At 40.4% G+C, this 25,448-nt stretch carries 30 protein-coding genes and 1 pseudogene; 23 read left to right on the forward strand and 8 right to left on the reverse strand.

The window, feature by feature from the left end; all coding sequences use genetic code 11:
- Nucleotides 1-16 precede the first annotated feature (16 nt).
- Together H9647_RS09870 and H9647_RS09875 are read left to right on the forward strand one after the other, a co-directional pair.
- Nucleotides 17-856, forward strand: coding sequence for a helix-turn-helix transcriptional regulator (locus H9647_RS09870; protein ID WP_191799605.1), 840 nt, complete (start codon nucleotides 17-19; stop codon nucleotides 854-856).
- Between the two features lie 177 nt (nucleotides 857-1,033).
- Nucleotides 1,034-1,522 carry a GyrI-like domain-containing protein gene (locus H9647_RS09875; RefSeq protein ID WP_191799606.1) on the forward strand — a complete coding sequence of 163 codons (489 nt, stop codon included), beginning with the start codon at nucleotides 1,034-1,036 and terminating at the stop codon, nucleotides 1,520-1,522.
- A 31-nt stretch (nucleotides 1,523-1,553) separates the two neighbouring features.
- Here H9647_RS09875 and H9647_RS09880 read toward each other — a convergent pair whose 3' ends face one another.
- Nucleotides 1,554-1,847 (reverse strand): hypothetical protein, encoded by a 294-nt coding sequence (locus H9647_RS09880; RefSeq protein WP_191799607.1) that lies wholly within the window; start codon nucleotides 1,845-1,847, stop codon nucleotides 1,554-1,556.
- Nucleotides 1,848-1,949: 102 nt separating this feature from the next.
- On the reverse strand, nucleotides 1,950-3,671 hold the full coding sequence (locus H9647_RS09885; RefSeq protein WP_191799608.1) for an ABC transporter substrate-binding protein: 1,722 nt from the start codon (nucleotides 3,669-3,671) through the stop codon (nucleotides 1,950-1,952).
- A 119-nt stretch (nucleotides 3,672-3,790) separates the two neighbouring features.
- Here H9647_RS09885 and H9647_RS09890 point away from each other — a divergent pair, with 119 nt between their 5' ends.
- From H9647_RS09890 to yidC, 6 genes are all read left to right on the forward strand, one after another.
- On the forward strand, nucleotides 3,791-5,395 hold the full coding sequence (locus tag H9647_RS09890; RefSeq protein ID WP_191799609.1) for a DUF4153 domain-containing protein: 1,605 nt from the start codon (nucleotides 3,791-3,793) through the stop codon (nucleotides 5,393-5,395).
- Nucleotides 5,396-5,412: 17 nt separating this feature from the next.
- Complete coding sequence (locus H9647_RS09895; protein WP_191799610.1) at nucleotides 5,413-6,084, forward strand: HD domain-containing protein; 672 nt, start codon at nucleotides 5,413-5,415, stop codon at nucleotides 6,082-6,084.
- A gap of 181 nt (nucleotides 6,085-6,265) precedes the next feature.
- Entirely contained in the window at nucleotides 6,266-7,408 is a 1,143-nt protein-coding gene (locus tag H9647_RS09900) for a stalk domain-containing protein (protein ID WP_191799611.1), read from the forward strand.
- Between the two features lie 167 nt (nucleotides 7,409-7,575).
- Complete coding sequence (locus H9647_RS09905; RefSeq protein ID WP_191799612.1) at nucleotides 7,576-7,764, forward strand: hypothetical protein; 189 nt, start codon at nucleotides 7,576-7,578, stop codon at nucleotides 7,762-7,764.
- Between the two features lie 356 nt (nucleotides 7,765-8,120).
- On the forward strand, nucleotides 8,121-8,525 hold the full coding sequence (locus tag H9647_RS09910; RefSeq protein WP_191799613.1) for a hypothetical protein: 405 nt from the start codon (nucleotides 8,121-8,123) through the stop codon (nucleotides 8,523-8,525).
- Nucleotides 8,425-9,294 carry a membrane protein insertase YidC gene (yidC, locus tag H9647_RS09915; protein ID WP_191799614.1) on the forward strand — a complete coding sequence of 290 codons (870 nt, stop codon included), beginning with the start codon at nucleotides 8,425-8,427 and terminating at the stop codon, nucleotides 9,292-9,294. The genes H9647_RS09910 and yidC overlap by 101 nt, the downstream gene beginning before the upstream one ends.
- A gap of 55 nt (nucleotides 9,295-9,349) precedes the next feature.
- On the opposite strand, the gene rocF is transcribed toward yidC, so the two are convergent.
- Nucleotides 9,350-10,258: an arginase gene (rocF, locus tag H9647_RS09920; protein WP_191799615.1), complete on the reverse strand. Its 909-nt coding sequence runs from the start codon at nucleotides 10,256-10,258 to the stop codon at nucleotides 9,350-9,352.
- Nucleotides 10,259-10,521: 263 nt separating this feature from the next.
- On the opposite strand from rocF, the gene H9647_RS09925 reads away from it, so the two are divergent.
- The 5 genes from H9647_RS09925 to H9647_RS09945 all read left to right on the forward strand — a co-directional run bounded on the left by H9647_RS09925 (nucleotide 10,522) and on the right by H9647_RS09945 (nucleotide 14,743).
- Nucleotides 10,522-10,857, forward strand: a complete 336-nt coding sequence (locus tag H9647_RS09925) for an ArsR/SmtB family transcription factor (protein WP_318245292.1) — start codon at nucleotides 10,522-10,524, stop codon at nucleotides 10,855-10,857.
- Nucleotides 10,858-10,960: 103 nt separating this feature from the next.
- Nucleotides 10,961-12,256 carry an arsenic transporter gene (locus tag H9647_RS09930; RefSeq protein WP_191799617.1) on the forward strand — a complete coding sequence of 432 codons (1,296 nt, stop codon included), beginning with the start codon at nucleotides 10,961-10,963 and terminating at the stop codon, nucleotides 12,254-12,256.
- A gap of 304 nt (nucleotides 12,257-12,560) precedes the next feature.
- Nucleotides 12,561-13,592, forward strand: coding sequence for an NADH:flavin oxidoreductase/NADH oxidase (locus H9647_RS09935; RefSeq protein WP_191799618.1), 1,032 nt, complete (start codon nucleotides 12,561-12,563; stop codon nucleotides 13,590-13,592).
- 110 nt (nucleotides 13,593-13,702) lie between these two features.
- Nucleotides 13,703-14,152 (forward strand): MarR family winged helix-turn-helix transcriptional regulator, encoded by a 450-nt coding sequence (locus tag H9647_RS09940; protein ID WP_191799619.1) that lies wholly within the window; start codon nucleotides 13,703-13,705, stop codon nucleotides 14,150-14,152.
- A 249-nt stretch (nucleotides 14,153-14,401) separates the two neighbouring features.
- Nucleotides 14,402-14,743: a PadR family transcriptional regulator gene (locus H9647_RS09945; RefSeq protein WP_404822618.1), complete on the forward strand. Its 342-nt coding sequence runs from the start codon at nucleotides 14,402-14,404 to the stop codon at nucleotides 14,741-14,743.
- Here the strand turns inward: H9647_RS09945 and H9647_RS26370 are convergent.
- Nucleotides 14,704-15,543 (reverse strand): annotated as a pseudogene (locus tag H9647_RS26370) (IS30 family transposase); the annotation flags it as partial. The gene H9647_RS09945 and the pseudogene H9647_RS26370 overlap by 40 nt on opposite strands.
- A 302-nt stretch (nucleotides 15,544-15,845) precedes the next feature.
- On the opposite strand from H9647_RS26370, the gene H9647_RS26145 reads away from it, so the two are divergent.
- The 4 genes from H9647_RS26145 (at nucleotide 15,846) to H9647_RS09980 (ending at nucleotide 18,249) form a co-directional block, all read left to right on the forward strand.
- Nucleotides 15,846-16,187, forward strand: coding sequence for an integrase core domain-containing protein (locus H9647_RS26145; protein WP_191799621.1), 342 nt, complete (start codon nucleotides 15,846-15,848; stop codon nucleotides 16,185-16,187).
- A 325-nt stretch (nucleotides 16,188-16,512) separates the two neighbouring features.
- On the forward strand, nucleotides 16,513-16,659 hold the full coding sequence (locus H9647_RS09970; RefSeq protein WP_191799622.1) for a hypothetical protein: 147 nt from the start codon (nucleotides 16,513-16,515) through the stop codon (nucleotides 16,657-16,659).
- Complete coding sequence (locus H9647_RS09975) at nucleotides 16,656-17,237, forward strand: N-acetyltransferase (protein ID WP_191799623.1); 582 nt, start codon at nucleotides 16,656-16,658, stop codon at nucleotides 17,235-17,237. The genes H9647_RS09970 and H9647_RS09975 overlap by 4 nt, the downstream gene beginning before the upstream one ends.
- Before the next feature lie 589 nt (nucleotides 17,238-17,826).
- Nucleotides 17,827-18,249 (forward strand): hypothetical protein, encoded by a 423-nt coding sequence (locus H9647_RS09980; RefSeq protein WP_191799624.1) that lies wholly within the window; start codon nucleotides 17,827-17,829, stop codon nucleotides 18,247-18,249.
- 94 nt (nucleotides 18,250-18,343) lie between these two features.
- On the opposite strand, the gene H9647_RS09985 is transcribed toward H9647_RS09980, so the two are convergent.
- The 3 genes from H9647_RS09985 to H9647_RS09995 form a co-directional block, all read right to left on the reverse strand.
- A complete protein-coding gene (locus H9647_RS09985; RefSeq protein WP_191799625.1) occupies nucleotides 18,344-18,745 on the reverse strand; it encodes a secondary thiamine-phosphate synthase enzyme YjbQ in 402 nt (133 codons plus the stop codon).
- Between the two features lie 85 nt (nucleotides 18,746-18,830).
- Complete coding sequence (locus H9647_RS09990) at nucleotides 18,831-19,154, reverse strand: AzlD domain-containing protein (RefSeq protein WP_191799626.1); 324 nt, start codon at nucleotides 19,152-19,154, stop codon at nucleotides 18,831-18,833.
- Complete coding sequence (locus H9647_RS09995; protein WP_191799627.1) at nucleotides 19,151-19,876, reverse strand: AzlC family ABC transporter permease; 726 nt, start codon at nucleotides 19,874-19,876, stop codon at nucleotides 19,151-19,153. Before H9647_RS09995 ends, H9647_RS09990 begins: the two co-directional genes overlap by 4 nt.
- Nucleotides 19,877-20,021: 145 nt before the next feature.
- Here H9647_RS09995 and H9647_RS10000 point away from each other — a divergent pair, with 145 nt between their 5' ends.
- The 6 genes from H9647_RS10000 (at nucleotide 20,022) to H9647_RS10025 (ending at nucleotide 24,320) form a co-directional block, all read left to right on the forward strand.
- A complete protein-coding gene (locus H9647_RS10000; RefSeq protein ID WP_191799628.1) occupies nucleotides 20,022-20,612 on the forward strand; it encodes an MSMEG_1061 family FMN-dependent PPOX-type flavoprotein in 591 nt (196 codons plus the stop codon).
- Between the two features lie 43 nt (nucleotides 20,613-20,655).
- On the forward strand, nucleotides 20,656-21,906 hold the full coding sequence (locus H9647_RS10005) for an MFS transporter (protein WP_191799629.1): 1,251 nt from the start codon (nucleotides 20,656-20,658) through the stop codon (nucleotides 21,904-21,906).
- 173 nt (nucleotides 21,907-22,079) lie between these two features.
- The gene (locus tag H9647_RS10010) at nucleotides 22,080-22,721 is read left to right on the forward strand and encodes a hypothetical protein (RefSeq protein WP_225229204.1); all 642 of its coding nucleotides are present in this window, start codon (nucleotides 22,080-22,082) and stop codon (nucleotides 22,719-22,721) included.
- 27 nt (nucleotides 22,722-22,748) lie between these two features.
- Nucleotides 22,749-23,282, forward strand: coding sequence for a MauE/DoxX family redox-associated membrane protein (locus tag H9647_RS10015; RefSeq protein ID WP_191799631.1), 534 nt, complete (start codon nucleotides 22,749-22,751; stop codon nucleotides 23,280-23,282).
- A gap of 13 nt (nucleotides 23,283-23,295) precedes the next feature.
- The gene (locus H9647_RS10020; protein ID WP_191799632.1) at nucleotides 23,296-23,835 is read left to right on the forward strand and encodes a thioredoxin fold domain-containing protein; all 540 of its coding nucleotides are present in this window, start codon (nucleotides 23,296-23,298) and stop codon (nucleotides 23,833-23,835) included.
- Nucleotides 23,836-23,852: 17 nt separating this feature from the next.
- Complete coding sequence (locus H9647_RS10025; protein ID WP_191799633.1) at nucleotides 23,853-24,320, forward strand: hypothetical protein; 468 nt, start codon at nucleotides 23,853-23,855, stop codon at nucleotides 24,318-24,320.
- Nucleotides 24,321-24,528: 208 nt separating this feature from the next.
- Here the strand turns inward: H9647_RS10025 and H9647_RS10030 are convergent, their stop codons facing one another.
- Nucleotides 24,529-25,413, reverse strand: coding sequence for a LysR family transcriptional regulator (locus tag H9647_RS10030; protein WP_191799634.1), 885 nt, complete (start codon nucleotides 25,411-25,413; stop codon nucleotides 24,529-24,531).
- Nucleotides 25,414-25,448 lie beyond the last annotated feature (35 nt).

The following is a 25,448-nucleotide window of genomic DNA, read 5'->3' on the forward strand; positions in this document are numbered from 1 at the left end:
ATAAGGGAGACCAGCGATGGAACGCCAAAGTCACTTAGTTACGATAACGGATCAGCGATTTTTTTGTTACCCTGAGTCTGTCGGCATGTTTAGCAATACCCCCAAACATTCGGTAACCCGTGAGAAAGGGGCCCTTAACAATTTTAACATTCATTTTGTAGCAGCTGGCAAAGGTTATGTGGAGATGGAGGGGGCTGTATACGAACTTGAGGAAGGTGACGCCTTTTTGTATTTTCCTTTACAGGAACAGAGGTACTACAGTAGTACAAGTGAACCTTGGGATATCAGATGGGTCCATTTTTATGGAAGTAGCAGTTTAACTGACTATATGCTTGGACGTGGGTTTCAGGATCACCGGATCTGGACGCTCCGTCAGCCAGAAGGGTGGAAGAAAGCGCATTTGGATCTGCTTACCGAAGCGGAGAATCATAAAATGCTGAACCCGACCATTCTATCTACACTAACCTATGCCGTAATTACAGAGTTTGTCCACCAAGCAGAAGCGCATACGAAGAGCAGAACCGGACGTTCTACGGACCGAATTACGAAACTGCTGCCTAAAATTCAAAAAGAAGCTGCAAGTCCGTTCATATTGGAACATTGGGCGGAAGAAGCAGGGGTCAGTGTCCATTATTTTTGTAAATTATTTAAAAAAGCGATGCAAATGACGCCGATGGATTTTATAACGCAGTGCCGTATTCAAATGGCGAAGCAAGCATTGTTGGAACATACAGAAAGAACAATCGGTCAGATCGCTTCTGAAACAGGATATCCAAGCGCCAGTTATTTTAATCGTCGGTTTCTGGAACATGAAGGGATGACTCCAACCGAATATCGGAGATTATTCGGAAAATAAAATGAGTTATTTTGTATCGAATGAAATAGATAACGGGATGTGTTCAGCGATGTGGGAAGAGATGAAGAACGGAAATTTGATGTTTGTGTTATGGGAACATTTGTTCTATAATGAGAAAAGGGATTTTTTGATCTATAAATTTCCTATCAGACCGTAATCTAGGAGGCGCTAATATTTATGTCTAGTCTACTAAGTAAGAATGAGGTCATCCGTCATCGTGAATTTCGTTTCTTGGGTATGGGAGCGGTGACAAGTAATCAAGCTGAATTAAAGGGAGAAGGGGTAATTCCTTCACTTTGGTCTAATTTTTATGCAAACAATGTACTAGAACGTATACCAAACAAAATAAATTCATCAATTATTGCCTTATATACGAAGTATGAATCAGATGAGACCGGTCCCTATACCATTGCGCTGGGAACAGAGATTATAGAAGGACAAGCTGTCCCTTCCGGATTAGAAGAATGGGTAGTTCCTGAGTCCAAATATGTTGTGTTTACGACGCGTATAGGTCCGGTACAAGAAGTTGTTGTTGAGACTTGGCAGGAGATATGGGAATGGTCTAAATATAACGAGCGGGCATTTCAGTCTGATTTTGAGTTGTATGATCTGCGTTCAGTCGATCCAATGAATGGCCAAGTCGATATTTATATCTCCGTTAAGTAATGATCTAGCTGCTGATTGAAATGGAGTGTCGTTAGGTATGTAACGTAGCTTTGTTATTATTCCGCTTTTTGTTTCTACTGAAGAACAAGACCCACCATATAAGTAAATATAAGTATCCTATACTTACATAGATAGACCAGGTGGAACCTTGCAGCAACTGATTAAATAAGTGTTCCAATTCATTATGTCCTTCCGCTCTTCCGATGCTGTTTAAGATACTAATTAAAGGCACAGTTACAGTTACAAAAATCGCAATTACAGACCAAATGAGCATCTTCATATGAAACGCACTAAATAAAGCAGTTCCGAGTGTTACCCACACCATTTACTTACCTCCATCAGAGATCGTTTCATACAGGATAGCGAGTAGAGTAAACTTCCCTTAAAGCTTCTTGCCCTAAAGCTACATATAACAAGGGAGTTTACTCTATCGTATGGAAGCAGGGAACCAAACATGCCGGAGATCAATCCATCCCTGACTTCCTAGCTTTATCCCACGGACACCGGGCAATACTACTGTTTCGAATGGTTTGTCATATAGGATATGAAGGATGCTTTCTTCCATGAGCATAAGTTCCAGATTGATTAATTTGGTGAGACGGTTACTCGGATTCTTTGTATGTTCGATTTCTAGTAATCTCGTCAGAATCGTCTTCTGAAGATCCTGTCCTACATGAGAAGATATTGTCAAATAAAGATCATGTCTACGGAGTGATTCGTCTTGATCAAGCAGGAGCGAAAAGAGAATCAGATCGGCTTCCATACGAACAGGTCCTTTAAACAATTCGACCGGTACAATCTTGACATTGCAGTTATATCCGTTTTTTTCAAGCTGATAAGCAATGATAGCGGCATCTTTTCGGTACTGAGGAATGGTAGCGAGTATAAGGGGGACACCGGAGTCCTCATGATTATCCCTAGACCTATTTAAAGCTTCAAGCGCATGTTCTGTATCAGACAAACTTATACTCGACAGTACTTCTTTTCGAATCTTTGGATCCTGAAGAGGCCCGTCTTTTTCGGTATTACAAGTAACCAGCTTACGTACAAGGGATTGGCTTAGAGCCTGTGTAACCCCTGTATAGTTAGTAGAACTTCCCCCAAGCAGAACAGGAAACAAAGGATTAGAAGTTTCCGCTAATTCTGAATCTTGATCTTGTATATGCCAAGGGACTTGAATGATCTCTACCACGTCAAGATGCGGTCTCGTTTTGAAGTAGTCTGGAAAAGCTTCCAGGATACACATACTTGAATTATGCTCGGTTATTCGGAATGGTCCAGTACCGTATATTGTAGATGAATTTTGAGACGGGTCTTGCTGTTCTAGATCCTGATCTGAAGGAACGATGGCAGCCCTGGTGGTACATAAAAAAGAAGGGAAATACTCGTTAGCTTGATGCAAAGTAAATTCAACACACCGACTGGAGATCGCAGTCACCGAAGCAATGGATTGAATCACAAAATGGTATAGCAAGGGTTGATTACATCTCTTTAGTCTATTAAATGTATAAAGAACATCTTCGGCATGAAGTGTCTTTCCGTGATGAAATCTTACATCCTTTCTCAAATAAAAGGTCCATACTTTTCGGTCATCACTTACCTCGTAATCATGTGCGAGATGGGGCAGAATTGCTCCTGTTTCTGGATCTGAGGTGAGTAAACCATCAAATACATGACCTGATACAAACGATTCAGCGAGCAGGTTGATTCGAAGCGGATCAAGCTCGTGAATCTGCTGGCGTAAGGGAAGACGCAAAATATCCCACTGTTCACCCACGCCATTCCGCTTTGAATGGTGTCCAAAATAACTCATCAGCCAACCCTGTAAACGTTCAGGTAGTCGAGTAGAGTTTGTATACGTTTTAATATCATCCATCACTTTCTTCATTTCATGGCGATCGATCGCTTTTATCATCGTAAGCGCCGCAATTTCTTCAGGTTCGACCCGGAAAAATAATTCTGAACGTTTACCCCGTCCTCTTTGTGCTCGCCATTCGATCCAGCCATTTGCTTCCATTTTACGAATAATGTTGAGGGCATTTCGATGTGTGCATTCAAGGGTCAGCGCAAGTTCATCCAGAGTAATTTGCACGGAAGGTTCAGCTCCGTAATAACCATGTAATCGCAAAAATTGTGAATGTAATTTCATTACGCTACACTTCCGTTTATAAAATACGAAAATTCTAGAGATTATCTTTCTATTTATTTTCTTATTTTATCACCTAAGATAAAAGGTATAAACCAATTTCACTTCGGAGGTTGTATCGTATGAATCTTGCATTGCCAATCTGGAGGTCTCCCATAAGGAATCTGGTGACGTTGTTTGCTGCGTGTATACTAGCAATCCTTCATCAGTATTTATTTTATGGACACATACCTGGTATTTCAGTTCCCATTTTTGTGCTCTTTTTTTATGGGTTTATGTTAATGTTTGCGGGCGATCGTCTTATCCCATACACCAAATTCAACGCATTACTTTCTTTGGTCATTGTCATGTTGTCATTTTCCTATGTTCTTTTTGATCAATTTTTCTTTCATTTGCTTAATTTTTTTGTCCTCCCAATTCTTATTGCGATTCACCTTACCATGTGGATGGGATATCAGACGAGAGACTGGTTCCAGAAAGGGATTATTTACGACACTCTTCTTCATGTATTACCTAGAAATTTCAGACATTTTCCTACCGCATTTTCGTGTGTCATTTCTTCTGTATCAGAGAAGATGGCTGATGGTACTAAGAAAACGGTTCTCAAAATAGTTATAGGTCTGGCCATTTCAGCACCGCTGCTCGTTTTAGTCATCACGTTACTTTCATCCGCAGATGGTTTATTTGAAGCCTTTTTAGGATCCATTCCGAACTGGCTTAATCAGATCACCTACAGTGAAGGCTTTTTTCGTCTGACATGGGTATTTATCTTTACACTGCTGTTTTTTGGTTATGTGACTGGTTTTGTTAAGCCGGAATCGCAGAAAGAACAGATTATGAAATCCTTTTCTAAGGAAGTTGATCCTGATGATACAGAGCAAGGCTCCATTTCCTCTGTAAACGTCCCGTTACAATCACAAAATGAGCGCAATTCTAAAAATGAAGAGATTGAGACGAGGACGATGTTAATTGATCCAGTCATTGCTGCTACGGTCCTTGTGCTCATTAATATCGTATATATTATCTTTATTGTGCTTCAGTTCTCTTATCTATTTGGAGCTTGGGAGGGAGCGCTGCCGGAGGGAATCACTTATGCGGATTATGCCCGAAAAGGGTTTGCTGAACTAATGCTTGTGGCTCTACTTAATTTCACTATACTGATGACGGTGCTTTTGCATACCGCAGAGAGTAGCCCTATAGTAAGGCGAATCAATCATTTCATGACGTATCTACTTGTACTTTCTTCACTAATTATTTTGTATTCCGCTTACTCCAGACTCCATATGTATGAAGAAGCGTATGGGTTTACACACATCCGCTTTCTAGTTCATGTCTTTATGCTGTTTCTTGCTGTACTGATGATCATTGCGGGACTATGGATTCATAACAAGCGAATACCGCTGGCGAAATGTTATATTATTCTTGGACTGATCGCTTATGTAACAGTGAACTATGCAGGGATGGATTCTTATATTGCGGCGAAAAATATTGAGAGATATCATCTTACGGGAGCGCTAGACGAACATTTTTTAACTTCTCTTTCTGTAGACGCCGTTCCGATCTTGATCGAATTCAGTGACGAGTATCCACAAATGAATGATCATTTGAAAGGCCTTTATCAGGAACTTGCAGGGCAGGAGAGAGCATGGCCTTCGTTTAATATGGCAGAATATAGAGCGCAGCAAGCGATATCCGAGCATATATCAGCACAGTTTTCAGTCAAATAAAGTATAGAGCAGGAGATATGATGAATCAATTGGTACTTACAAAACAGGAAGAAGCTCTGCTTGAAGCAGCAGAAGCGTATGTAAAGCAAGAACTTAGCGGAGAAGGTACGGGGCACGATTATTGGCACATTTACCGCGTTGTTCAGACAGCGGAGAAAATTGCGATCGCAGAAGGAGCGAACCTTTATATCTGCAAACTGGCTGCTTATTTGCACGATATCGCGGACGAGAAACTGAATCCTTCCAAAGAAGCGGGGATATCTAAGGTAGATACATGGCTTAAAGAACATCATGTATCCGATACAGATCGATCGCATGTACTTGAGATCATTGGGAACATGTCCTATAACGGCGGGCATAATCCGCCTATGCGTACACTTGAAGGCAAGGTTGTTCAAGATGCAGATCGGCTGGATGCGATTGGTGCGATTTCTGTGGCTAGAGCTTTTGTATATGCTGGTTCCAAAGGGCATTTAATCTATGACCCAGAGGTAAAACCTAGAGAAGAAATGACACAGGAACAGTATCGTACAGGCAAAAATACAGCAATTAATCATTTCTATGAAAAACTTCTAAAGCTCAAGGACTTAATGAACACAAAACATGGAATTGAACTTGCTGAAAAAAGGCATCAATTTATGGAACAATATCTAGATCAATTCTTTAAGGAATGGGAAGGACACGTTTAATAACATTGATTTAATCGGTTAAGATTGTTACTTGTACTGCTGGGATGAATAGACTATGCATTTATATTACAAGATGCATAGTCTATTTTATTTTCCAATCCCATGAAACAAACTTCATATAACAACGTTATATATTCTATGAATGAGTACAGTTACAGAGAATGAAGGGAGAGAAGGGTAGATGAAGAGATTACATGTTCTTAAGATAGGGACAGCTGTTATTGCAGCAAGTATATTATTCACATCACAGCCAGTGCAAGGAGCAGCTGCTTCAAGTCCTTCCTATGAACTAGTATTAGATTCAGGGAGTGTTATTGAAGGAAAAGCAGTAATTAAGCAAGGGGTTTCTTATTTGCCGCTTCTGCAGATCAGTAAGGATCTTTCATTATCCGCTACTTTAGATCAATCTGGAAAAAGAGTTACTGTCCTCAGTCCTTCCATGAATTTAGCGGTTAGACTAAACAGTAAGCAGGCAGTAGTTAATGGCAAGGGAATTACGATGTCAGCGGCTCCTTTTAAGAATGGACAAGAGATATACATGCCCGCTTCTTTTCTTGTTTCCGCACTGCAGGGAGAAGGACTGACATATGACCGCTTGGCAAAAAGGTTGTCCGCTACGGGAATATATTCGGGGAATGATTCCAGTGTTTATGGTGGACTACGGTACGAGATTAGCCAGGAGGGCAAACTTTTTACAACCAATGCAAAGGGGAAGAAAAACCAACTTTATGATTTTAAAAAAGAAATATATAATCAGCCCGTGTATCAATTTACGAAAACAGCACAAGGACTAGTTATCTTGAATATCTTTGATTATTATGGGGAGCCTATGCTGAATAAGCAGACTTTTACCGTTGTCATTATGAATGGGGCAGTCATCCGGCAGAGCTATGTGAAGTATTTCAATCGTTTTGAAGAAAATACAGTTCTGTCTGTTGATAAGAAGGAGATCGTCCTTACGGATGGGTATACTTTACGGATACTTGAAGATGGAACAGGGAAAATATCTCAAACATATGATTTGAAAACACTCGGAGGCGAAGATGATACATACTTCGTAGAAGCGGTTGACAAAGAGTATCTGCTTATTCGTCCGAATAAAAAAGGATTGCTAACCTATATTGATCGTGCTACAGGAGAACGGACTTTGCTTTATAAAAAATTGCTGGGTAAAGCAGATCAAGAATATGCTGAAATCAACGATATTCCGTTTTTTGGGGATCAAATTAGGTTTACCGAACGTAAAGGGGATACCCTTACTTTTCATATCGGACCCATGACGGGAAAAGCTTCTGATCAAACAATGAAGATTCCGAATTCGTAAGGCTTGTTAATAAAGAAAAGACCTTCTGTTATTCATCCATAACGGGAGGTCTCACTTATAAATCAAAAAAACACAGTGATATTTTTAATATTGTGAAAATAATCACAAACATATCACGTTTCTCATGTTAAATTGAATTCAAGAGATAAAACAAGGAGATGAGAGAAATGAAAGCAATCGAAAATGACCAAGTAACCCGGAACTTACTCATGTACTGTTATACCTGTGAAGATGCAACATTTTGTACTACAGAAGAGGAGTGCAGAGCTTGCTGGGCTGACCAAGGAATGTTTGATGCAGAAGTAAACGATGGAGCAGGAGAAACACAGCAATTCCTTCGTATGGTACACATGTAAAGTTAAAGGGAGAAACCAACTGTATAGAAATTTAGAACCTACTGTAGAAAGACCATCCCGGTATAGATAAAAAAATAGAGATCATACCCGGAATAGAAGTAAGCGGAATATAGATTGTAGAGAGATTCACATCATAAAAAAAATGAATACAATCGTAAAAAGCAGAGAACTCCTGAGGGTCAAAGCAGAGGGGTGTCTGCTTTTTTGGTTTTTACACATATTATTATCATAATTCTTTAAAAGGTATAATGAAATTGACACATTTATATGTCTATTGTTATAAAATTGGTGAAATTAATACCATTATTCATCTGAAAAAAGGATATAATAATAGTAGTTAAAGGAGGTGAATCCTTTTGTTATGGTTTGAGCTTCAAGAACTCCATGGTTTTATTCCATATTTAGTATCGATCGGTCTGATTTTTACTGTTACTTGTATTTCATTGCTACATCTTTCAGGTGAACTTCGTAGACTTGGTGTACAAGGCGAAGCCGTATGGCCTGAATACGTTCCAGAACCGATGCCATCGGATGCCGACTTTTATGTAACATCCGTCATTTTGTTCCTTCGAAGATATAAAATATCACCTGATGATGATTCTGATAAGTATCACTCCTCGTTATTGAATAATGCAAAACACAATAACGAGGAGGATATACATGGAAAAAGCAAAAGGATTCTTTCCTATTCAAAAACGGACGGTGCGGATTTACGCTATACTAGCAAGTTTACTAGCGGTATTTTTACTTTCGGGTTGTAGCTCTAATGTGAGTGAAATCAGCAGTACAACACCAGGGTTCTTTAATCACTATATTGTCTTTCCGATTTCTTATATCACACAGCATTTGGCGGGATGGTTTAACGGTAGTTATGGGTTAGCCATTATTGCGCTGACACTCATCGTTCGGCTGTTATTATTTCCGCTCATGATGCGTCAATCGAAATCACAGCAGAAAATGAAACGTGTAATGAAGGCAATGCAGCCCGAACTCGATGCGCTGAAAAAAAGCTATGAGAACAAGAAAGACACAGCCAGTCAGCAGAAAATGCAGCAAGAAATGATGGAACTTTATAAAAAACATCAGTTTAATCCACTTAATATTGGCTGTCTGCCTATATTAATTCAACTGCCAATTCTTTCGGGGGTATATACTGCGATTCGGCTCATGCCGGACATGAGCAGTCACTCGTTTTTATGGTTTAAACTTGGGGAACCAGATATGATACTGGCACTCATTGTAGCTGCTATTTACTTGCTTCAATCTCGTATATCTATGCAAGGAATGCCGGTAGAACAGAAGAAACAAATGGCGATCATGGGCTACATTTCACCGATCATGATGGCATTCTTCTCAATGAGTGCACCTGCAGCAATCCCACTATACTGGATGGCAGGCGGTACTTTCCTTATTTTCCAGACACTTTTATTCCGTAAAATGTATCCAGTAGATCAAGGAACCGAAAATACGGAAGCAATATCACTTCCTGGTTCAAAATCGAAGAAAACAAAAGATCCTAATCCCGCATAAAATAAAGAATGAAAAAGGACAGCTTCCTGATTAGGAAAGCTGTTCTTTTTTATGCCTAGAGTATACGTTCACCAAGAAGTGATCCAATAAGACCGACCAGGAGCTCTGAAGACCGCTCACCATCGTCAAACATCGGGTTGTTTTCTACGATTTCAGCTGAAGTAAGAATGCTGGATTCGTAGAGCATTTCCATAGCAAGGTGTGCTTCCCGGTAACTAAGCCCTCCAGGAACCGGAGTACCTGTCGCCGGAGCAATCTGCGGATCCATACTATCAATATCAAAGGAAAGATGGACACCATCTGTTCCAGATGAAGAGATACGAATGGCTTCTTGCATGACATACGCCATACCAAGCTTGTCAATATCATGCATCGTATAGCAAGTAATGCCTTCTCTACGGATGAATTCTCGCTCTCCATAATCGATTGATCTTGCCCCTACGATAACGACATTTTTGGGATTGATGGACGATTTCATGCCACCAATGGATGTAAGCTTTGGATCTCCCATCCCTAGATTGACAGCTAAAGACATGCCGTGAATATTACCAGAAGGGGTAGTAAGTGGCGTGTTTAAATCCGAATGTGCATCCATCCAGATGATACCTAGACTCTGATGATGTTTTCTAAGTCCGCTGATCGTTCCAATGGCAATACTGTGATCTCCTCCAAGGATAAGGGGGAAAGCTCCATGTTTAGATAAACGGTATACCTCGTCAGCAAGTTTGGAATGGACCATTATATTCTCGTTTAGATGTTTTAATAGTGGGGAACTTGAATTACTTTCTTCTATAAAAGGGGGGAAGTGGATTTCTTGGAGCGTGTGTTTCATTTGGAGCGCATGCAGTTTGTTTACAAGTCCGGCCTTCAGAATGGCTTCTGGTCCTTGGCGGGTTCCTCGTTGACTCGCTCCAAGATCAAAGGGGACAGTCAAAATAGATACAGGGGTATTTGGATTTTTCATAACCATGCCAACCTCCTCAAGACTTGAATAAATTCCTGATTAAGATCCCGAAGAAGTAACGTAAAGGCTGTCTTTCTTTTTTAATACTTTATTCTGATTTTGGTTAACACGTTCACTTCTTTTCAATGTATTTTGTAATAGGGTATTCCATTCCTAACGTAGTTGTCATGTTATGAAGGTTTGTATATGATTAATCATAATTGCAAGTCTAGTAGTTTCGGATTCTCATTCTAATAGGGCAAGGAGGGAATGAAGATATGAATATAGAGGAACTAAACTTAACTGCTGATCGTCTAAAGTTGCTTGGTGATAAAACAAGATTGTTGATGCTGTTACTCCTACAAGAACGGGAATGGTGTGTATGTGAATTCGTTGATATTTTTGAGATGTCCCAGCCAGCTATAAGTCAACATCTGCGGAAGTTAAAATCTCTCGGCATTGTTAAAGAGGAAAGACGTGGTCAATGGATTTATTACTCTTTATTTATTGAGGATAAGCCTTATATTTCTGCCGTACTTGAACAACTTCCAAGTGGGAGTGTATTACTCCGTGAGAAAGGCATCAGCGAACAACGATCCGAATGTGGTTCAAAAGTATAATATATTCTCTGTAATATATAAGTATATTCCTATATAATAATGATCTCACAGAGTTAATTTGTAGAAGTATATACAACATGAATTTGTAAGCGGGGGGCGTAAGGTGGACTCGGTATTTATACCTATTATTATTTTTATCGTAACGCTGATTTTGGTAATATGGCAGCCTCGAAATCTATCGATTGGCTGGTCTGCCTGCGGGGGAGCTGTTATTGCTTTGCTCGCAGGAGTGGTTGATTTTCATGATGTGTGGGATGTGACCCAGATCGTATGGAATGCGACACTGGCGTTTATAGCGATCATTCTCATTTCGTTAATACTCGACCGGATCGGATTCTTTGAATGGGCTGCTTTACACATGGCAAGAGCCGCTAATGGTAATGGCGTTCGCATGTTTATTTACATCAGTTTGCTTGGCGCGATGGTGTCTGCTTTTTTTGCTAACGACGGGGCAGCACTTATTTTGACGCCGATCGTTCTTGCTATGGTTCGTGCTTTACATTTTGATGAGAAGAAGATCTTTCCGTTTATTATCGCGAGTGGATTTATTGCGGATACGACATCACTTCCGCTTGTTGTGAGCAACCTTGTGAACATTGTGTCTGCAGACTTTTTTGGAATAGGCTTTGCTGAATATGCCGGTCGAATGATCATTCCTAATCTGTTCTCATTAGCTGCAAGTATCGGTGTTCTCTATCTATTTTTCCGTAAAAGCATTCCAAAGCATTATGACTCTACGCATCTCCGGAATCCTTCCGAAGCCATAGCGGATCTGAAATTGTTCCGAATCTCATGGATTGTTCTCACTTTTCTGTTGATCGGCTATTTCACAAGTGAGTTTATCGGTATACCTGTCTCCTTTATAGCCATTCTTATTGCGATGGTATTCTTAATTGCAGCAAGAAAAAGCGAAGTCGTTCCAGTAAAAGAAGTCGTAAAAGGTGCTCCTTGGAACATCGTGTTCTTCTCCATTGGAATGTATGTCGTTGTTTATGGACTTAAGAATGCAGGATTAACCGATATCTTGGCACAGGTGATAGAGGTTATTGTGCAAGAAGGACTCTTTGCAGCTACGATGGGAATGGGCTTTATTGCTGCGATCCTTTCGTCGGTTATGAACAATCTGCCTACGATTATGATCAATGCACTTGCGATCGATGCAGCCGAAGTAACGGGAACGATAAAAGAGGCATTGATCTATGCGAATGTCATTGGATCCGATCTCGGTCCAAAGATAACGCCGATTGGTTCTCTTGCGACACTTTTATGGCTGCATGTTCTCTCTGCAAAAGGAATCCGTATCTCGTGGGGAACCTATTTCAAGACAGGTATTCTCATCACGATTCCTACTTTATTTATCACACTGCTTGGTCTATATCTTTGGTTGTTAATTTATTAAAGTCTGCTGCTTATTTCGCAGAATAGGACAAACTGCATTGTAGTAGAATGCAGAAAATTAGGTGTATTGAGGGCTATAAAAATGGTGCCTGCTGAGGGACGTTTTATAGCTCTTTTTTTATCCAATCATGATTCATTTCGTAATGAATTCGTTTATTAACGTAGGGGTTAGATTCGTAATTATTGACTTTGAAAAAAGGATGTAGTAATATTCATGCATGTGCATACATTAATTAATTTGAATGTAAGCTGTTTGCTGGAACGCAATGCTTCATACCTGAAATGTAAAAAAGGAGAGAGTATATATGTTGGATTTATTTAGTTCGTATCAGATCAAAGGATTAGATCTTAAAAACCGGGTGGTTATGCCTCCGATGTGTCAATATTCAGTTACCAAAAAAGATGGAATAGCAAACGACTGGCATCATACTCACTATATTAGCCGTGCAATTGGCGGTACGGGTCTTATTATCGTTGAGATGACAGATGTAGAGCCGGATGGACGAATCAGTGATTATGACCTTGGACTATGGTCCGATGAACAGATTGCTCCACTAGCTAAAATTGTGGAAGATGTACATCACTACGGTTCAAAAATCGGCATTCAAATTGCTCATGCAGGACGTAAAGCGGAGGATGCGAATCCACCTGTCGCTCCTTCACCTATCGCTTTTGATGAGGGCTGGAAAACACCAAGAGAACTAACAACAGAAGAAGTAAAAGGAATGGTAGAGAAATTCCGTCTTGCGGCACGCCGTGCTGTGCAGGCTGGATTTGACACAATTGAACTTCATGGAGCGCATGGATATCTTATTCATCAGTTCCAATCACCGATCACGAATAAAAGAACGGATGAATACGGACAGGATCGTAATAAATTTGCGGTTGAAGTCATTCGTGCAGTGAAAAGTGAAATGCCGGAGAGTATGCCGCTGATCATGCGTATTTCAGGAACCGAATTTGTTGAAGGCGGCTATCGTATTGAAGATAGTATTGAGTTCAGCAAAGCTTATAAAGAAGCTGGAGTAGATATGATTCATGTAAGTGCGGGCGGCGAGGGTCAGATTACAGCAGCGGGACGTCCGGGCACGCATGTTGCATATCAGGTTCCTTTAGCAAGAGCGATCAAACAAAATGTTGATATCCCTGTCATTGCTGTAGGCAGATTGGATGATGCTGCGCTTGCGAATGCGGTTATTGGTAACGAAGATGCAGATCTTGTTGCTGTAGGTCGTGCTATGCTTAAGAACCCGTACTGGACTTTAAATGCGGCAGAGCAGTTAAGAAAAGAAATAGAACTTCCTGAGCAGTACAAAATGGGATTCCGCTTGAAATAAGCAGCGAACGCATTGTAGCTCGTGTTCATTCTCAATGTTTGATATACTACAGTTATTGATTGTTTTGTCGTTACATGGGTTCATTTATTATCCTGAAGGGAAATTACAATATGGAATCAAATCTTATGAATGACTTGATCTCGAACTGGCAGTCGCTAACTCAAATGATAACGAATATCGAGAATACACTAGAACAACAGTTACAAGAAAAACACGATTTATCTTTGAATGAGTACTATATGCTTTTATTTCTATCGGAAGCACCCATGAAGAAGTTGCGATTGCAGCAGCTTGAATCCATGGTGGGACTCAGCCAGTCGGCTATGTCGCGACTCGTAGCTCGCTTTGAGAACAAAGGATGCGGGGCGCTTGCACGGCATGCTTGTGTAGAAGATCGCAGAAGTGTATATACGGCGCTGACAGAGATCGGTCAAGATAAAGTAAATAAGGCGACACTTACGTTTCAAAAAGCACTTGCAGACGCATTGCCAGATAAGGAAATGGAAGAGCTTATAGGTAAGCTTCTTCAGTCCAAGCGTAAGTTGAACGAAATATCCTAATAACGAGAAGGCTGCTGATTGATTATAATCAGCAGCCTTTTTGGTATGTGCAAAGAAGTTCTCTCATGGATTATTTTGAAACAATATACGAAATTCAAAGTATATATATAATTGTAACTTTTATCCATAATATGTCACGACGTGATACAATCACAGTACGACATAGTCATTTCTGTTTAGCTGTATGGGTACAAGTAAAAGGAGGAAAGCAGTCTGGTTATCGAAAAAACATTGAAAAAGTATCTGCCTATGTCAGAAACGGCATTTTATATTCTGCTCTCCTTAGCAGAGCCAAGGCATGGGTATGGAATTGTGAAACATGTAGAAGACATATCAAATTCAAGAATTCGCTTAGGTTCGGGAACGGTATATGGAACGTTAACAAAAATGCAGAAAGATGGAATTATAACGGTATTTGCCGATGAGGAAAGAAAGACAGTTTATGAAGTGACTGAACTAGGGAGGACGTTAATCACTGCTGAGATCCGCAGACTTGAAGAGTTGCACGATAACGCGCAGAAATACAGGAGGTTCTTTGGTGAGACGGATTGTCAATCCAAGTGCGACACTTTTTCTTCAAATGATTCGTGAGCTGTTTTCCATCCTAAACATTTCCTTGGTCTGTTTTTAATGAGTTGGAGGGCATGCTCTAATTCTTCCTCGGTCACCTCTGCAAAGTCCTTCCCTTTTGGGAAGAACTCTCGAAGGAGCCCGTTTCCATTCTCTTTGGAGCCTCGTTGCCATGAGGAATAAGGATCTGAAAAATACACCTTCATACCGTGTGACTCTTCCAGTTCACGAAAACATGCGAACTCCCTACCACGGTCAACAGTAGCTGTTTGGAAGGTTCGCGCAGGCTACTGTGCAGCAACTACACCAATAGCGATTTCCATGGATAATGAAGTGCGATCTGGCATTTTAATAGCAGTATACAGCCTTGTTTTTCGCTCGATACATGTAACGACACAAGCCTTGCTTTTTCCTCGGCTGGAGACGACCGTGTCCAGTTCGCAGTGCCCAAAGCTTTCTCGGAACGAATCTCTTTAGGCCGTTGTTTGATAGAAGTGCCTACAAGGAAGCGACCTCGTCTTTCTTGGAGTTTTTGTCTCTTACCTTTGTGTCTTAATTGCAGAACGGTGTAACGAATCAAACGCCCTTCATAAAGCCAGCGATAGATCGTTTTGAACGAAACCATGGGCTGTTCTTTCAGACCATAACGCATAGAGATTTGCTCAGGAGACCTGGTTTCATGAAGTCGCTGCTCAATTTCTTTCCCAAGTGTCACAGTCCACTTCCCTCTAGGTTTCTGAGCTTGGCGAAGATCCTTACACCGCTTGATAATCATTCAGACTCTGACTTTTCTTGAGTTCCCGACTGATCGTGGAGTGATGACTCTATTCTACACGAATCCGGCCATGGGCCATTTTTTATTTTGAAGGAGTGTCGCATCTCATATTACAATCTGTCGTGAAAATAAAATTATGTAAGCCCTTATGGAGTTATGATGTTAAGAAAACAGAGAATTGCTTTCATCCATGTCGGAGAGAGGGCATGAATTAGTAGAAATAAATCGGTTAACTCGATATTTTATATTTCAGCAAGGGGAACAGAGAAAAAGGTTGTACAAGATAGGGTTCGATAAAATTCAACAGAAGTCATTGTCCAGCTTCTTAACACTAGCGTACGAAATCCGGTGAGCATCCAGACAAAGAGCTCGTTAGGCGTACGTTCCGCTTTTCGCAAACGAAAAGACGTGACGGGCGTGGTCATTCATAGTGACCGCGGAGCTCCATACACGTCTCATCTGTACTATGACATGCTGCCAAAGGTTGATGCCCGAATCACCATGTCTCGCGGAGGAAAATGTTACGACAATGCCTCCATAGAGAGCTTCTTCTCGTATCTCAAAACGGAAGGGTTTTATCCTTATCATATCCGAAATCTAGCAGAGGCACAAAGTCGAATTGAAAAATACATACGATTTTACAACCGAAGACGGTCGCAGCGCACACTAAATAAACTGACGCCGGTATAGTACCGACACCAGTTTACAGACTAGGTGTTTTTTAATGTCCATTAAATGGGGTCTTGACCACTTTGGTTAGGGTGTTTTTTAGGAGAATCTATTATTATATACGAGATTATAAGAATATATACCTATATTTTAGAGAAATTCTATTCACAACAGGTAAATTGTGGTATATACTAAATAAACAATGAAGTGTTAATAACTAAACGTTAACAATAAAATGTTAATATTTGTCTATTTTAAAGTCTATTAAGACAATCTTTCTCATATACATTTTCTTATCTTAGTATAGGAGATGATGAGACTGATGAAAAAGAGGGGTGAAAGGAAGATGGCGGTAAAACCAATTCAACAAACGCCGGAATTAACTGGTACGTATGCTCAAGAATTTCTTAAAGAAGTATTGAAAAAGCCTTCAGCTGCTTCCATTGAACGTAGTAAAAAGGCTCAAGATCTATTAAGAAGAATGAAGAGATGAAGCTAGACATCTTAGATTATATAGATGATTTTAGTTTAGTGGAATTAACAAACGGGTATAGATTGGAAGATTTCGAGTGTACCATCGAAGAATACAAAATCTTCCTAACCAATCGGGCATTAAGTCATCAAGAATTAAATATATCCCGTACATATTTATTAATTAGCAAATCAAATTCTGATGTCGTCGCTTATATGTCTCTTATTTCAGATTCCATAAAATTGAAACAAGACGAGAAAATTAGTTATTTTGACGATAGTGCTTATTTCCCTAGTTATCCTTCAATGAAAATTGCAAAACTGGCAGTAGATAAAAACTACTCAACTAACTATAAAAATATTGGTACTCTTATGATTGAATTATCTAAGGGTATAGCTGCTGAAGTAAACGAATCTATCGCATGTAGATTTATTACTGTGGATGCAGATGTGGAACACCATACTTGGGTAACAAATTTTTATGAAAAATGTGGTTTTGTGCCTAATGAGGGATATAAACCTAAAAGTACAATTAGTATGAGACTTAATATCTTTCCTGATTCAGTAGAAGTTGAAGAAGAACGTGAGGAAATTTCTTAATATTTTAATACTATAACTAATCATCAAAAAAACTTTAAATCATAAAGAACATTACCTCATTTATAGGGTAGTGTTCTTTTTTAACCCTATTAACATATATACCATATGATTGCCAAGAAAATAATATCACAACTGAAGATTGATTATATGGGGACTATATTTTTCAACTAAATCAGGATATGTGATGTTAAGTGTGGCACAATGCTTCACCGGAAGTTTACGATTCAAGGCCATGACCGAGCTATCCTTGTTGGAGTGATTAGTGGGAAAATGAATATTAATGGTAATCCAGTTGAAATTAAGGGTTATCTCAAGATTGGTTTTTATTCGATACATTAGATATTTCTCCCTATATTCATGAGGAAATGAATACAGTCAGTTACTACATATTCAAAATTTTGATTTATCTCAAATAGTTCAGTCTCTGCTCAATATTTGGGTCGTTTTCATTTTTGGATCTTTCACCATCCGAACTTGGTTGTATTACAAGCGTCTTCAATAGTTTTAGATAATTAGTAAAACCGCTTATTCCAAATAGCGGGGCCAAGCATATGATACTCTATCACTAGAAATAGGAGGTAGAGAATGTATGAGCCAATTTATAGATTCTAGAACTTCTCAGAATGCTTCGACATCAAACTCGATATCAATCCCCATTCTTCTGCTTAATACCCCGCAGTTATTTGGTCAAATTGGACTGCTAACAGCTGGTGTAGGACCAAATCCGCGTGTGGTATTCAGTGGGACGATTTCCGTACAGGTTCCGCTTGCTTTAGCAGGTATTACGATAAGAATTGTGAGAGGGACAGCTCCGACAGATCCCATCGTATATTCTGCAACTTCAACATTTGACCTCAGCCTATTAGCTCCACAGATTATTAACTTTACTGCAACAGACTTTAATCCGCCAGTCACCCCTCAGTTGACTTATTCCGCTTATGTCATCTCGAATTTACTCGGGACTATACGTGTAGGACCGGAGACATTTAATGGACAACTTTATTCGGATTAATGTAGTTTGTTATGAGGGTATTAATAGAATTGATTCTATTTAAAAAAAGAGAAAGGCAGTGAGGTGACCTCACTGCCTTTTGTATGTAACAACGTTAACCTTCCATGATCTTAATATAACAATCCCGGGTACGTGGTCCATCAAATTCACAAAAATAGATCCCTTGCCATCTTCCTAGCAGTAGTTCCCCATTCTGTATAATAACCGTCTGAGATGTTCCTGTCGTTATTGCTTTCAGATGGGAGGCAGTATTGCCTTCGGCGTGACGATATTTCGGATGGTTCCAAGGATAGACTTCATCCAGTCTCATCAGTACATCATGCTTCACATCAGGATCAGCATTTTCATTAATGGTAATCCCAGCAGTTGTATGCGGGGTATAGATGACTGCTAAGCCGTCTGAAATCCCACTTTTACGTACATAAGATTGTACGTCCCGCGTAATATCTCTCATTTCATCTCTTTTGGATGTATTCAGCTCTATTTTGTGCAACATGTCTTTCCCTCCTGAACGAAATGTTATTCTTATTTTACACACGGTTTATGTAAATGTAACCATTCCTTTGATTATAGATTATGTATTACATCATGAAACGGAGTAAAGCCATGCAGGCAACACCAATAATGACGGTGAGAGAGAGACTTTTTGTCCATACGGCTGTAATGACGGATGGAATCAGTGCAATCACCACATACCAGTCAAAACGAAGCAGGCTGCCCGTATCTTGCAGCATACTTTCAGTAACAAGCGCTGTCAGAATGCATACAGGGATATAAGAAAGCCATTTTAGGACGACCTCAGGCATCTGTACACTGCGAACAAAAATAAAAGGAATGATGCGTGGAAGCAAGGTAACGAGCATACATCCTAGAATCAGCCAAATCATATTCGTACTTATCGTCATCGATCTGTCACCACCCCGATGGTTGCCACAACGATCGTCGAGATCAGTACGGCCACGTGTGATGGAAGCAGGGAAGAGAGAATAATCATGGAAATGATCATATATAGAACAAGGGACAAGCGGTGTGTAAGTTTATTTTTTGGAGTGGATTGTAACTGCAATACTAATAAAGCAGCAAACATAGCTACTAAAGCAAAATCAAGTCCGAGCGCTTCAGGATTGGATATCCACTGGCCCGACACGGCTCCTAGCGTACAAGCGGCTATCCAGCATAGATACGCTGTAATATTTAAACCGTTCATCCAGCGATTATTCAGTTTACCCTGTCCAGCGATCCGGCTTGCGGCAACACCAAATGTTTCATCCGTTAATAATGCTCCAAAACCTATGTTTTGCGGCAGCGAGTAACGGGTCAAATAAGGTGCGACGGTCAGACTAAGTAGAAAGTGCCTCAAATTAACAATAAATGTGGTGAAAATGATGGCTGAAGCTGGCGTACTTGTAACAAGAAGAGCGCAGATAATGAACTGTGCTGATCCCGCATAGACGAGGATAGACAATAATGCGACTTCAAGAATGCTTAGATTAGAGGAGATGCCTACGATTCCAAAAGCGAATCCGATGCTCATGTATCCTAGCAAAGTGGGGATACAGTCTTTGACACCCTGTACAAACGAATCCTCGCTAGCTGTTCGGGTTTGAGGAAGCAGAGGTAAGCTCATGATGATTTCTTCCTTTCAAGTAATAAAGTGCTTTTTTATATCAGATTACTATAGTAAAGAGTTCAGCTGATTGTCAATCAATGGGAAAGAAAGATATACTCTATTTAGTTAAAGTGATCGCAATAATAGAAAGGAGCATGTTGAGATGATAAATGATTTATGGATGAAAGATAGGGTCAGTTCGAAAGAACAACTTCGTATGAAGATTGAAGAGCCTCGGGAAGCGATCATCAGAAAATCTGTGGATGTTGTGGACGAACATATCAAAAAGTATTTGCAATTGTCTTCCTTATTCTTTCTAGGTACAGCGAATGCAAAAACACAGATGGATGTTTCTCCGAGAGGAGGAAAGCCTGGATTTGTCAAAGTGCTTGATCAGAAGCATATTGCCTTTCCAGATCGTTCCGGAAATAAGAGAGCAGATTCTTTATTAAATATCATTGAAAATCCGCAAGTAGGCATGGTCTTTATCATTCCAGGTCTAAATGAAGTGCTTCGCATCAATGGAAAGGCTATCATCACTCAGAATGAGGATTTTATTCAAAGTCAGGAATGGGACGGGACAACGACAGGACTTGCCGTTGTGGTGGAAGTAGAAGAATGTTTCATTCACTGTCCAAAAGCATTTATTCAAGGCGAAGTATGGTCATCCGAAAGCTGGGCTAAAAAAGACGAATTACCTAATACGACTGACATGTATAAAGCACATCTCCTGTTGAATGGGATCACATTATAACTCTTTTTGTTTTAAGAATGGGGACAGGAGGGATTGACCAAGAATGATGAATATACCTCACCTCACATTGCTGAGTAAAAATCGGAATATGTTCTGGGCATTTGCCGGTATGCTGATCTCTCGTCTTGGAGATGGAGTATATTCTGTTGCCGTCATTGCGCTTGCCTACGGGATTACACGATCCGGAGCAGGAACAGGAATTGTACTGGCCGCTTTTGCATTTTCTAGCTTTCTGTTTGGATCCCTATCTGGCGTAGCATCGGATCGGTGGAATCGTAAAATGCTGCTCGTTAGTTCGAGTCTTATATGTAGCGGTGTTGTTATTACGATGGCTGTACTGCCTTATTCAGGAACCCTGAATGTGGCAAGTTTAACGATCCTCTCCTTCTTACTTGGTGCGGCTACCCAATTTTTCGAGCCTATTGTCAATGCCTTAATTCCCAGGTTTGTGACTAAAGATGAACTCACAACAGCGAACGCAACCATCGGAATGACAGATAGTCTTGGCTATATTGCTGGGCCCGCTGCTGCTGCCATTCTTCTTGTTTTGTTACCGATTGAGATCGTTCTGCTGATCAATGCGGCTTCCTTCTTATTCGCCTCTCTCGCTGCATGTTTCCTACATATACCGCAAGTACCTAAGACCGAAACGAAGCAAACTTCTGTTTTTACAGAGGCACTGGAAGGTTTTAAATTTGTCTATCAAACCAAACGTATTCGACAATTGTTTATCATTAGCTGCTTGTCCTTACTAGCGTATTCCCCCTTTTTTGTACTTCTACCCTTATTTCTAGATCAAGATTTATTATTATCCGCTGAGCGTCAGTCTGCCGTCATTGGAATTATTTATTCTTCACTTGCGTTGGGACAGTTAGTAGGATATGCAGTTGTATCATATCTACGATTCAGTACGTTTCAGCTACTTGGGATCGGGTATTTACTACAGGCTATCGGTTTCGGCTGCCTGATATTCGTTCAGGTGGAACTGTGGATTGTCTTCCTTATTTTTATCGCAGGGATTTCCTTTGGTCTAACCGGATCTGCCTTCCACACGAATTTGCAGTCTAACACTCCAGATGATCGTCTTGGAAGAGTCTATGGTGTGAATTACACTGTCAGCGGGCTTATTGCACCGATGGGAAGAAGTGGCTCAGGTATACTGGCAGATGCTCTGGGAACCAAAGTGATGTTTGGAGGTATGGCGTTCCTGTTTCTCGTATCGTCAGCGATGTCATTTTGGCTGAGGAAAGGGAAATCGGCTGTACAAGAGAAAAATAATCACTTACCTCTGTAAAAGAACTTATTACAAACCTATTGCAAGCGTATTACCAAAAACAAAGCATATGAAGAGACTTTTTGTTTCTTCCTTGCTTTGTTTTTTTGATTTAAGGCTAATTTCATTCCATAACTCATACGATGAGTAAGGGAAGTAATTAACCATGTGAAATAAGGGGAGATGAGAAGTTGTTGTCCTTCTTATTATTTGTTTTTGCTGTGGCGGCTGCCATCGCAAGTGTTGATACGACATGTGGACTAAATGTGCTGGGAAGTCTGGAGAGTACAAAGGTCAGCAAAATGAAGTATGCAGTAGTCTATATTTTTTTTAGTATACTGGGCGGAGTGTTAACAGGACTGCTCATCGGCGGAGCAAACCTTTTACTGAAAGGAATTCAGCTGGATTTGTATTATAAGCCTATTATTATCATCATATTTCTTCTCTTTATAGGACTTGAACTATGGAACAAAGCAGGGCTGTTGCCTTCCGGTAACTTTATCGTACCGTCTGCATGGATCAAAGATGCAGGATACCGTACAGCGGCGCTATGGGGAAATATTCTGGGGATGGGCTTTATTACTTTGCAAGCAGGCGTATTATTTCATTGTTACGTCCTAATCTCTTTGTTTTCTGCTCCCTGGTGGCTAAGTATGGTAGCCGGTTTTTGTTTTGGAATCGTTCGAGGGACGGTGTTCAGTCTTCCTTTTATCAGGTCGGTCGTCTATCAGATGCTGGAGAAAAGAGTGTTCAGATACACTGCGCTGACTGCCATGAGGTTAACAGCTTCCTACATGCTACTTGTAGGTTCCATCATTCTTATCTTCATGAACTAGTCCAAGATCGAAGGAGACCTGATGATCATGTATGATCTTACAGCTATGTTACTAACACTTCCAATGCTCTTTTCTATAGTCAGCTATATATGGAGCAAAATCTTTCGTGATCCGCATCATTTCCCAGGTAATTCCCATATGCATCTATTATTAATCGTAATGCAGTTTATCTCGGTCACTATCCTTTTTACAATATCATCCGCTATGGGATTACTTAGTTTGTCTATTCTTTATCTTACTCAAGGGATCGGTGTCATCTATTATTTACAGCGTAATGGAAGGGTCGTTTGCGGTTGTTTTGGTTCACAAATTGCTTCTAAGCTAAGCTACCGGCTTGCAACGGGTAATGGGATTCTAGCGGGCCTCTCTCTCTGGATGTTCATGCATCGCTGGCTGCAGACTAGGGAATTACAATTTTCTTTATCACTGGAAGGGCTCATGATGGAACTTTTATGTATGATATTTGCTCTGGTTTGTGTGGTCGGAGTGCCGGATGCCATCTATGCGATTCGTGCTTATCGCGCTATAGCCGCTACCTATTATGAAAAAATAACGAAGTAGAAGGTGTTTTCTCATGTCTACATTCTTCTGGATATCCTATGCGATTTTATGGCTGCTAGTTGTTCCGCTAGTCATCCTCAATCTAATATTGTTCAGACAACTCGGCATCATGATTATGGGGACAGCGAGAGGAGTGAATCAGTCAGGTATTCCTGTTGGCGAGAGGCTTCCGGCGGCTACAACTACCCATCTAGATGGCAGGCAGTGGTCTACGGAGGAACTGAAGGGAAGACCTGCTCTGATGTTATTTGGTTCGCCAACATGCAGAGAATGTGCCGAAATCCTGCCTGATTTTCAGCTGATGACGAAGGAGCATCAGGTAAAGCCTATTCTTATGTTATTCTCATCGGCAGAACTTGCCGAGGATTACGCTCATCAAATTGAGTACGAAGATGAGGTAGTTCTAGTAAGTTCAGAATTTGCTCATCAGCTGGATGTTCAAGTGACCCCTTATGCTTATGCAATCGATTCGCAGGGTGTCATTAGACATAAAGGACTTGTCAACAGCCGGGAACAACTGGAAAGTTATATTAAATCGACGAAGGTTTCCTAGTTGTAAGGGGGAATTGGATGTGGCGTAAACCCATAAATAAAGACGAGCAAACACAAGATTCGATCAGCCGCATCACTCGAAAATGGACACGTAAAACCTGGCTGAACCGGATTTCTGAGCAGATTGCTTTCATGCTCGCTAAGATATTAATTAATCCAAGAGAAGATATGGCTAAAATCTCTTTTTTATCAGGAGCTTGCTCACCCCCACATGGACAATTTTGCAGTGGATGCGGTGCTGATGGATCTTGCCCCTCCACGTATGTTACTTGCACAACGAACAATTCATTGAATGGATGTAAAGGTTTATGTCCTCATCCATCCGGCTGGTGGTATACCAGTGATCCGGTAGGGGTAAGAGCGAAATGTATGGATTGTGTGAGTCAGTACGTAAATCCTAACAGCGGAAATACGTGGTGTTATAGAGGGGCTCAAATCTCAGGTCAATATGTCATTTGCGGTTGTAAGTCTACGAACTTATATTAATTCAGGTGAATCAATTTCATAATACCTTTAGTTGCTTTAATCAGGAGTATATATAGTTACAAATTTATTGTTTTAATGAGTTATGAAATTGATTCAGGTGATAAATTATTTAGTGAGGTACATTATAAAAAGAGAGCATTCGTAACCTGACAGATCAGGCGATGAATGCTCTTTTCTTTTCTTGAAAATGCTCATTTATTTAATGGGATTAATTTACGAGTTCTATAAACTTGCTTGCTGCCGTGGAGAGCGGCATATTACGCATGATCATAAGGCCTACTTGAGATGGTGGCATTTGGATATCAAGTTGAATCTCAAAAAGAGAGCCTTCTTCTAGTTCCTTCGAAATAAATTCTTTCGTTACATAAGAGATTCCGAGACCTTTTCGTGCAAGTTCAATTAATAAATCTACACTGCCTACCTCGATTTCAGGTTTAATTTGATGGCCGTAGCTCTGAAAAAGCTCTGTGATAGCCATCCGTACCCGGCTGTTGCGCGAAAATAAGATGATTGGGTACTCAAGCAGGTGTTCGAGTGATAAGACGCGATCCTTAAGTTCAGCATAACGAGCTCCCGCTACAAAGCAGTCCTGCAACTGAATTCCACCCATTACCTCAATTTGTGGATCGACGATCGGCATACGAACGACACCTAGATCAATTTTACCTTCCTTCAAGAAAGCAATCGTTTCTGGTGTTGTCCCATGATTAAGATGAAGCTTAATACCGGGATATTTCTGATGGTAGCTCTCTAGATAAGGAAGCATGTAATGTTTGAATAAGGAATCGCTTCCGCCGATCCGCAGCTCACCGCTATCCAATTTTTTAAGTGCAGCCATTTTTTCTTCTGCGAGCGAAATTAAAATATGAGACTGTTCTATATAGGAATAGAGAGTTGAACCTTCTTGTGTTAAAGAAACGCCTTTGGAATTACGGTAAAACAAGGTGACGCCAAGGCTTTCTTCCAGTTGTTTGATCGCGTGACTCACACTTGGCTGAGTAATAAACAGCACTTTGGCTGCACTAGACAGGCTTCCTGTCTTCGCTGCCCAATAAAATACTTTGTATAATTCGTGATTGATCATAGACGTCATCTATAGCTCCTGTGAAATATATTAATTACCTGTAT

It is taken from the genome of Paenibacillus gallinarum (assembly GCF_014836635.1).
Lineage (GTDB): Bacteria > Bacillota > Bacilli > Paenibacillales > Paenibacillaceae > Paenibacillus > Paenibacillus gallinarum.

What these genes read in the sequence shown, in the direction of transcription:
- H9647_RS09870 (WP_191799605.1), top strand. Translation starts at nt 17, where the DNA reads ATGGAACGCCAAAGTCACTTAGTTACGATAACGGATCAGCGATTTTTT.
- H9647_RS09875 (WP_191799606.1), top strand. Translation starts at nt 1,034, where the DNA reads ATGTCTAGTCTACTAAGTAAGAATGAGGTCATCCGTCATCGTGAATTT.
- H9647_RS09880 (WP_191799607.1), bottom strand. Translation starts at nt 1,847, where the DNA reads ATGGTGTGGGTAACACTCGGAACTGCTTTATTTAGTGCGTTTCATATG.
- H9647_RS09885 (WP_191799608.1), bottom strand. Translation starts at nt 3,671, where the DNA reads ATGAAATTACATTCACAATTTTTGCGATTACATGGTTATTACGGAGCT.
- H9647_RS09890 (WP_191799609.1), top strand. Translation starts at nt 3,791, where the DNA reads ATGAATCTTGCATTGCCAATCTGGAGGTCTCCCATAAGGAATCTGGTG.
- H9647_RS09895 (WP_191799610.1), top strand. Translation starts at nt 5,413, where the DNA reads ATGATGAATCAATTGGTACTTACAAAACAGGAAGAAGCTCTGCTTGAA.
- H9647_RS09900 (WP_191799611.1), top strand. Translation starts at nt 6,266, where the DNA reads ATGAAGAGATTACATGTTCTTAAGATAGGGACAGCTGTTATTGCAGCA.
- H9647_RS09905 (WP_191799612.1), top strand. Translation starts at nt 7,576, where the DNA reads ATGAAAGCAATCGAAAATGACCAAGTAACCCGGAACTTACTCATGTAC.
- yidC (WP_191799614.1), top strand. Translation starts at nt 8,425, where the DNA reads ATGGAAAAAGCAAAAGGATTCTTTCCTATTCAAAAACGGACGGTGCGG.
- rocF (WP_191799615.1), bottom strand. Translation starts at nt 10,258, where the DNA reads ATGAAAAATCCAAATACCCCTGTATCTATTTTGACTGTCCCCTTTGAT.
- H9647_RS09935 (WP_191799618.1), top strand. Translation starts at nt 12,561, where the DNA reads ATGTTGGATTTATTTAGTTCGTATCAGATCAAAGGATTAGATCTTAAA.
- H9647_RS09940 (WP_191799619.1), top strand. Translation starts at nt 13,703, where the DNA reads ATGGAATCAAATCTTATGAATGACTTGATCTCGAACTGGCAGTCGCTA.
- H9647_RS09945 (WP_404822618.1), top strand. Translation starts at nt 14,402, where the DNA reads ATGTCAGAAACGGCATTTTATATTCTGCTCTCCTTAGCAGAGCCAAGG.
- H9647_RS09970 (WP_191799622.1), top strand. Translation starts at nt 16,513, where the DNA reads ATGGCGGTAAAACCAATTCAACAAACGCCGGAATTAACTGGTACGTAT.
- H9647_RS09975 (WP_191799623.1), top strand. Translation starts at nt 16,656, where the DNA reads ATGAAGCTAGACATCTTAGATTATATAGATGATTTTAGTTTAGTGGAA.
- H9647_RS09980 (WP_191799624.1), top strand. Translation starts at nt 17,827, where the DNA reads ATGAGCCAATTTATAGATTCTAGAACTTCTCAGAATGCTTCGACATCA.
- H9647_RS09985 (WP_191799625.1), bottom strand. Translation starts at nt 18,745, where the DNA reads ATGTTGCACAAAATAGAGCTGAATACATCCAAAAGAGATGAAATGAGA.
- H9647_RS09990 (WP_191799626.1), bottom strand. Translation starts at nt 19,154, where the DNA reads ATGACGATAAGTACGAATATGATTTGGCTGATTCTAGGATGTATGCTC.
- H9647_RS09995 (WP_191799627.1), bottom strand. Translation starts at nt 19,876, where the DNA reads ATGAGCTTACCTCTGCTTCCTCAAACCCGAACAGCTAGCGAGGATTCG.
- H9647_RS10000 (WP_191799628.1), top strand. Translation starts at nt 20,022, where the DNA reads ATGATAAATGATTTATGGATGAAAGATAGGGTCAGTTCGAAAGAACAA.
- H9647_RS10005 (WP_191799629.1), top strand. Translation starts at nt 20,656, where the DNA reads ATGATGAATATACCTCACCTCACATTGCTGAGTAAAAATCGGAATATG.
- H9647_RS10015 (WP_191799631.1), top strand. Translation starts at nt 22,749, where the DNA reads ATGTATGATCTTACAGCTATGTTACTAACACTTCCAATGCTCTTTTCT.
- H9647_RS10020 (WP_191799632.1), top strand. Translation starts at nt 23,296, where the DNA reads ATGTCTACATTCTTCTGGATATCCTATGCGATTTTATGGCTGCTAGTT.
- H9647_RS10025 (WP_191799633.1), top strand. Translation starts at nt 23,853, where the DNA reads ATGTGGCGTAAACCCATAAATAAAGACGAGCAAACACAAGATTCGATC.
- H9647_RS10030 (WP_191799634.1), bottom strand. Translation starts at nt 25,413, where the DNA reads ATGACGTCTATGATCAATCACGAATTATACAAAGTATTTTATTGGGCA.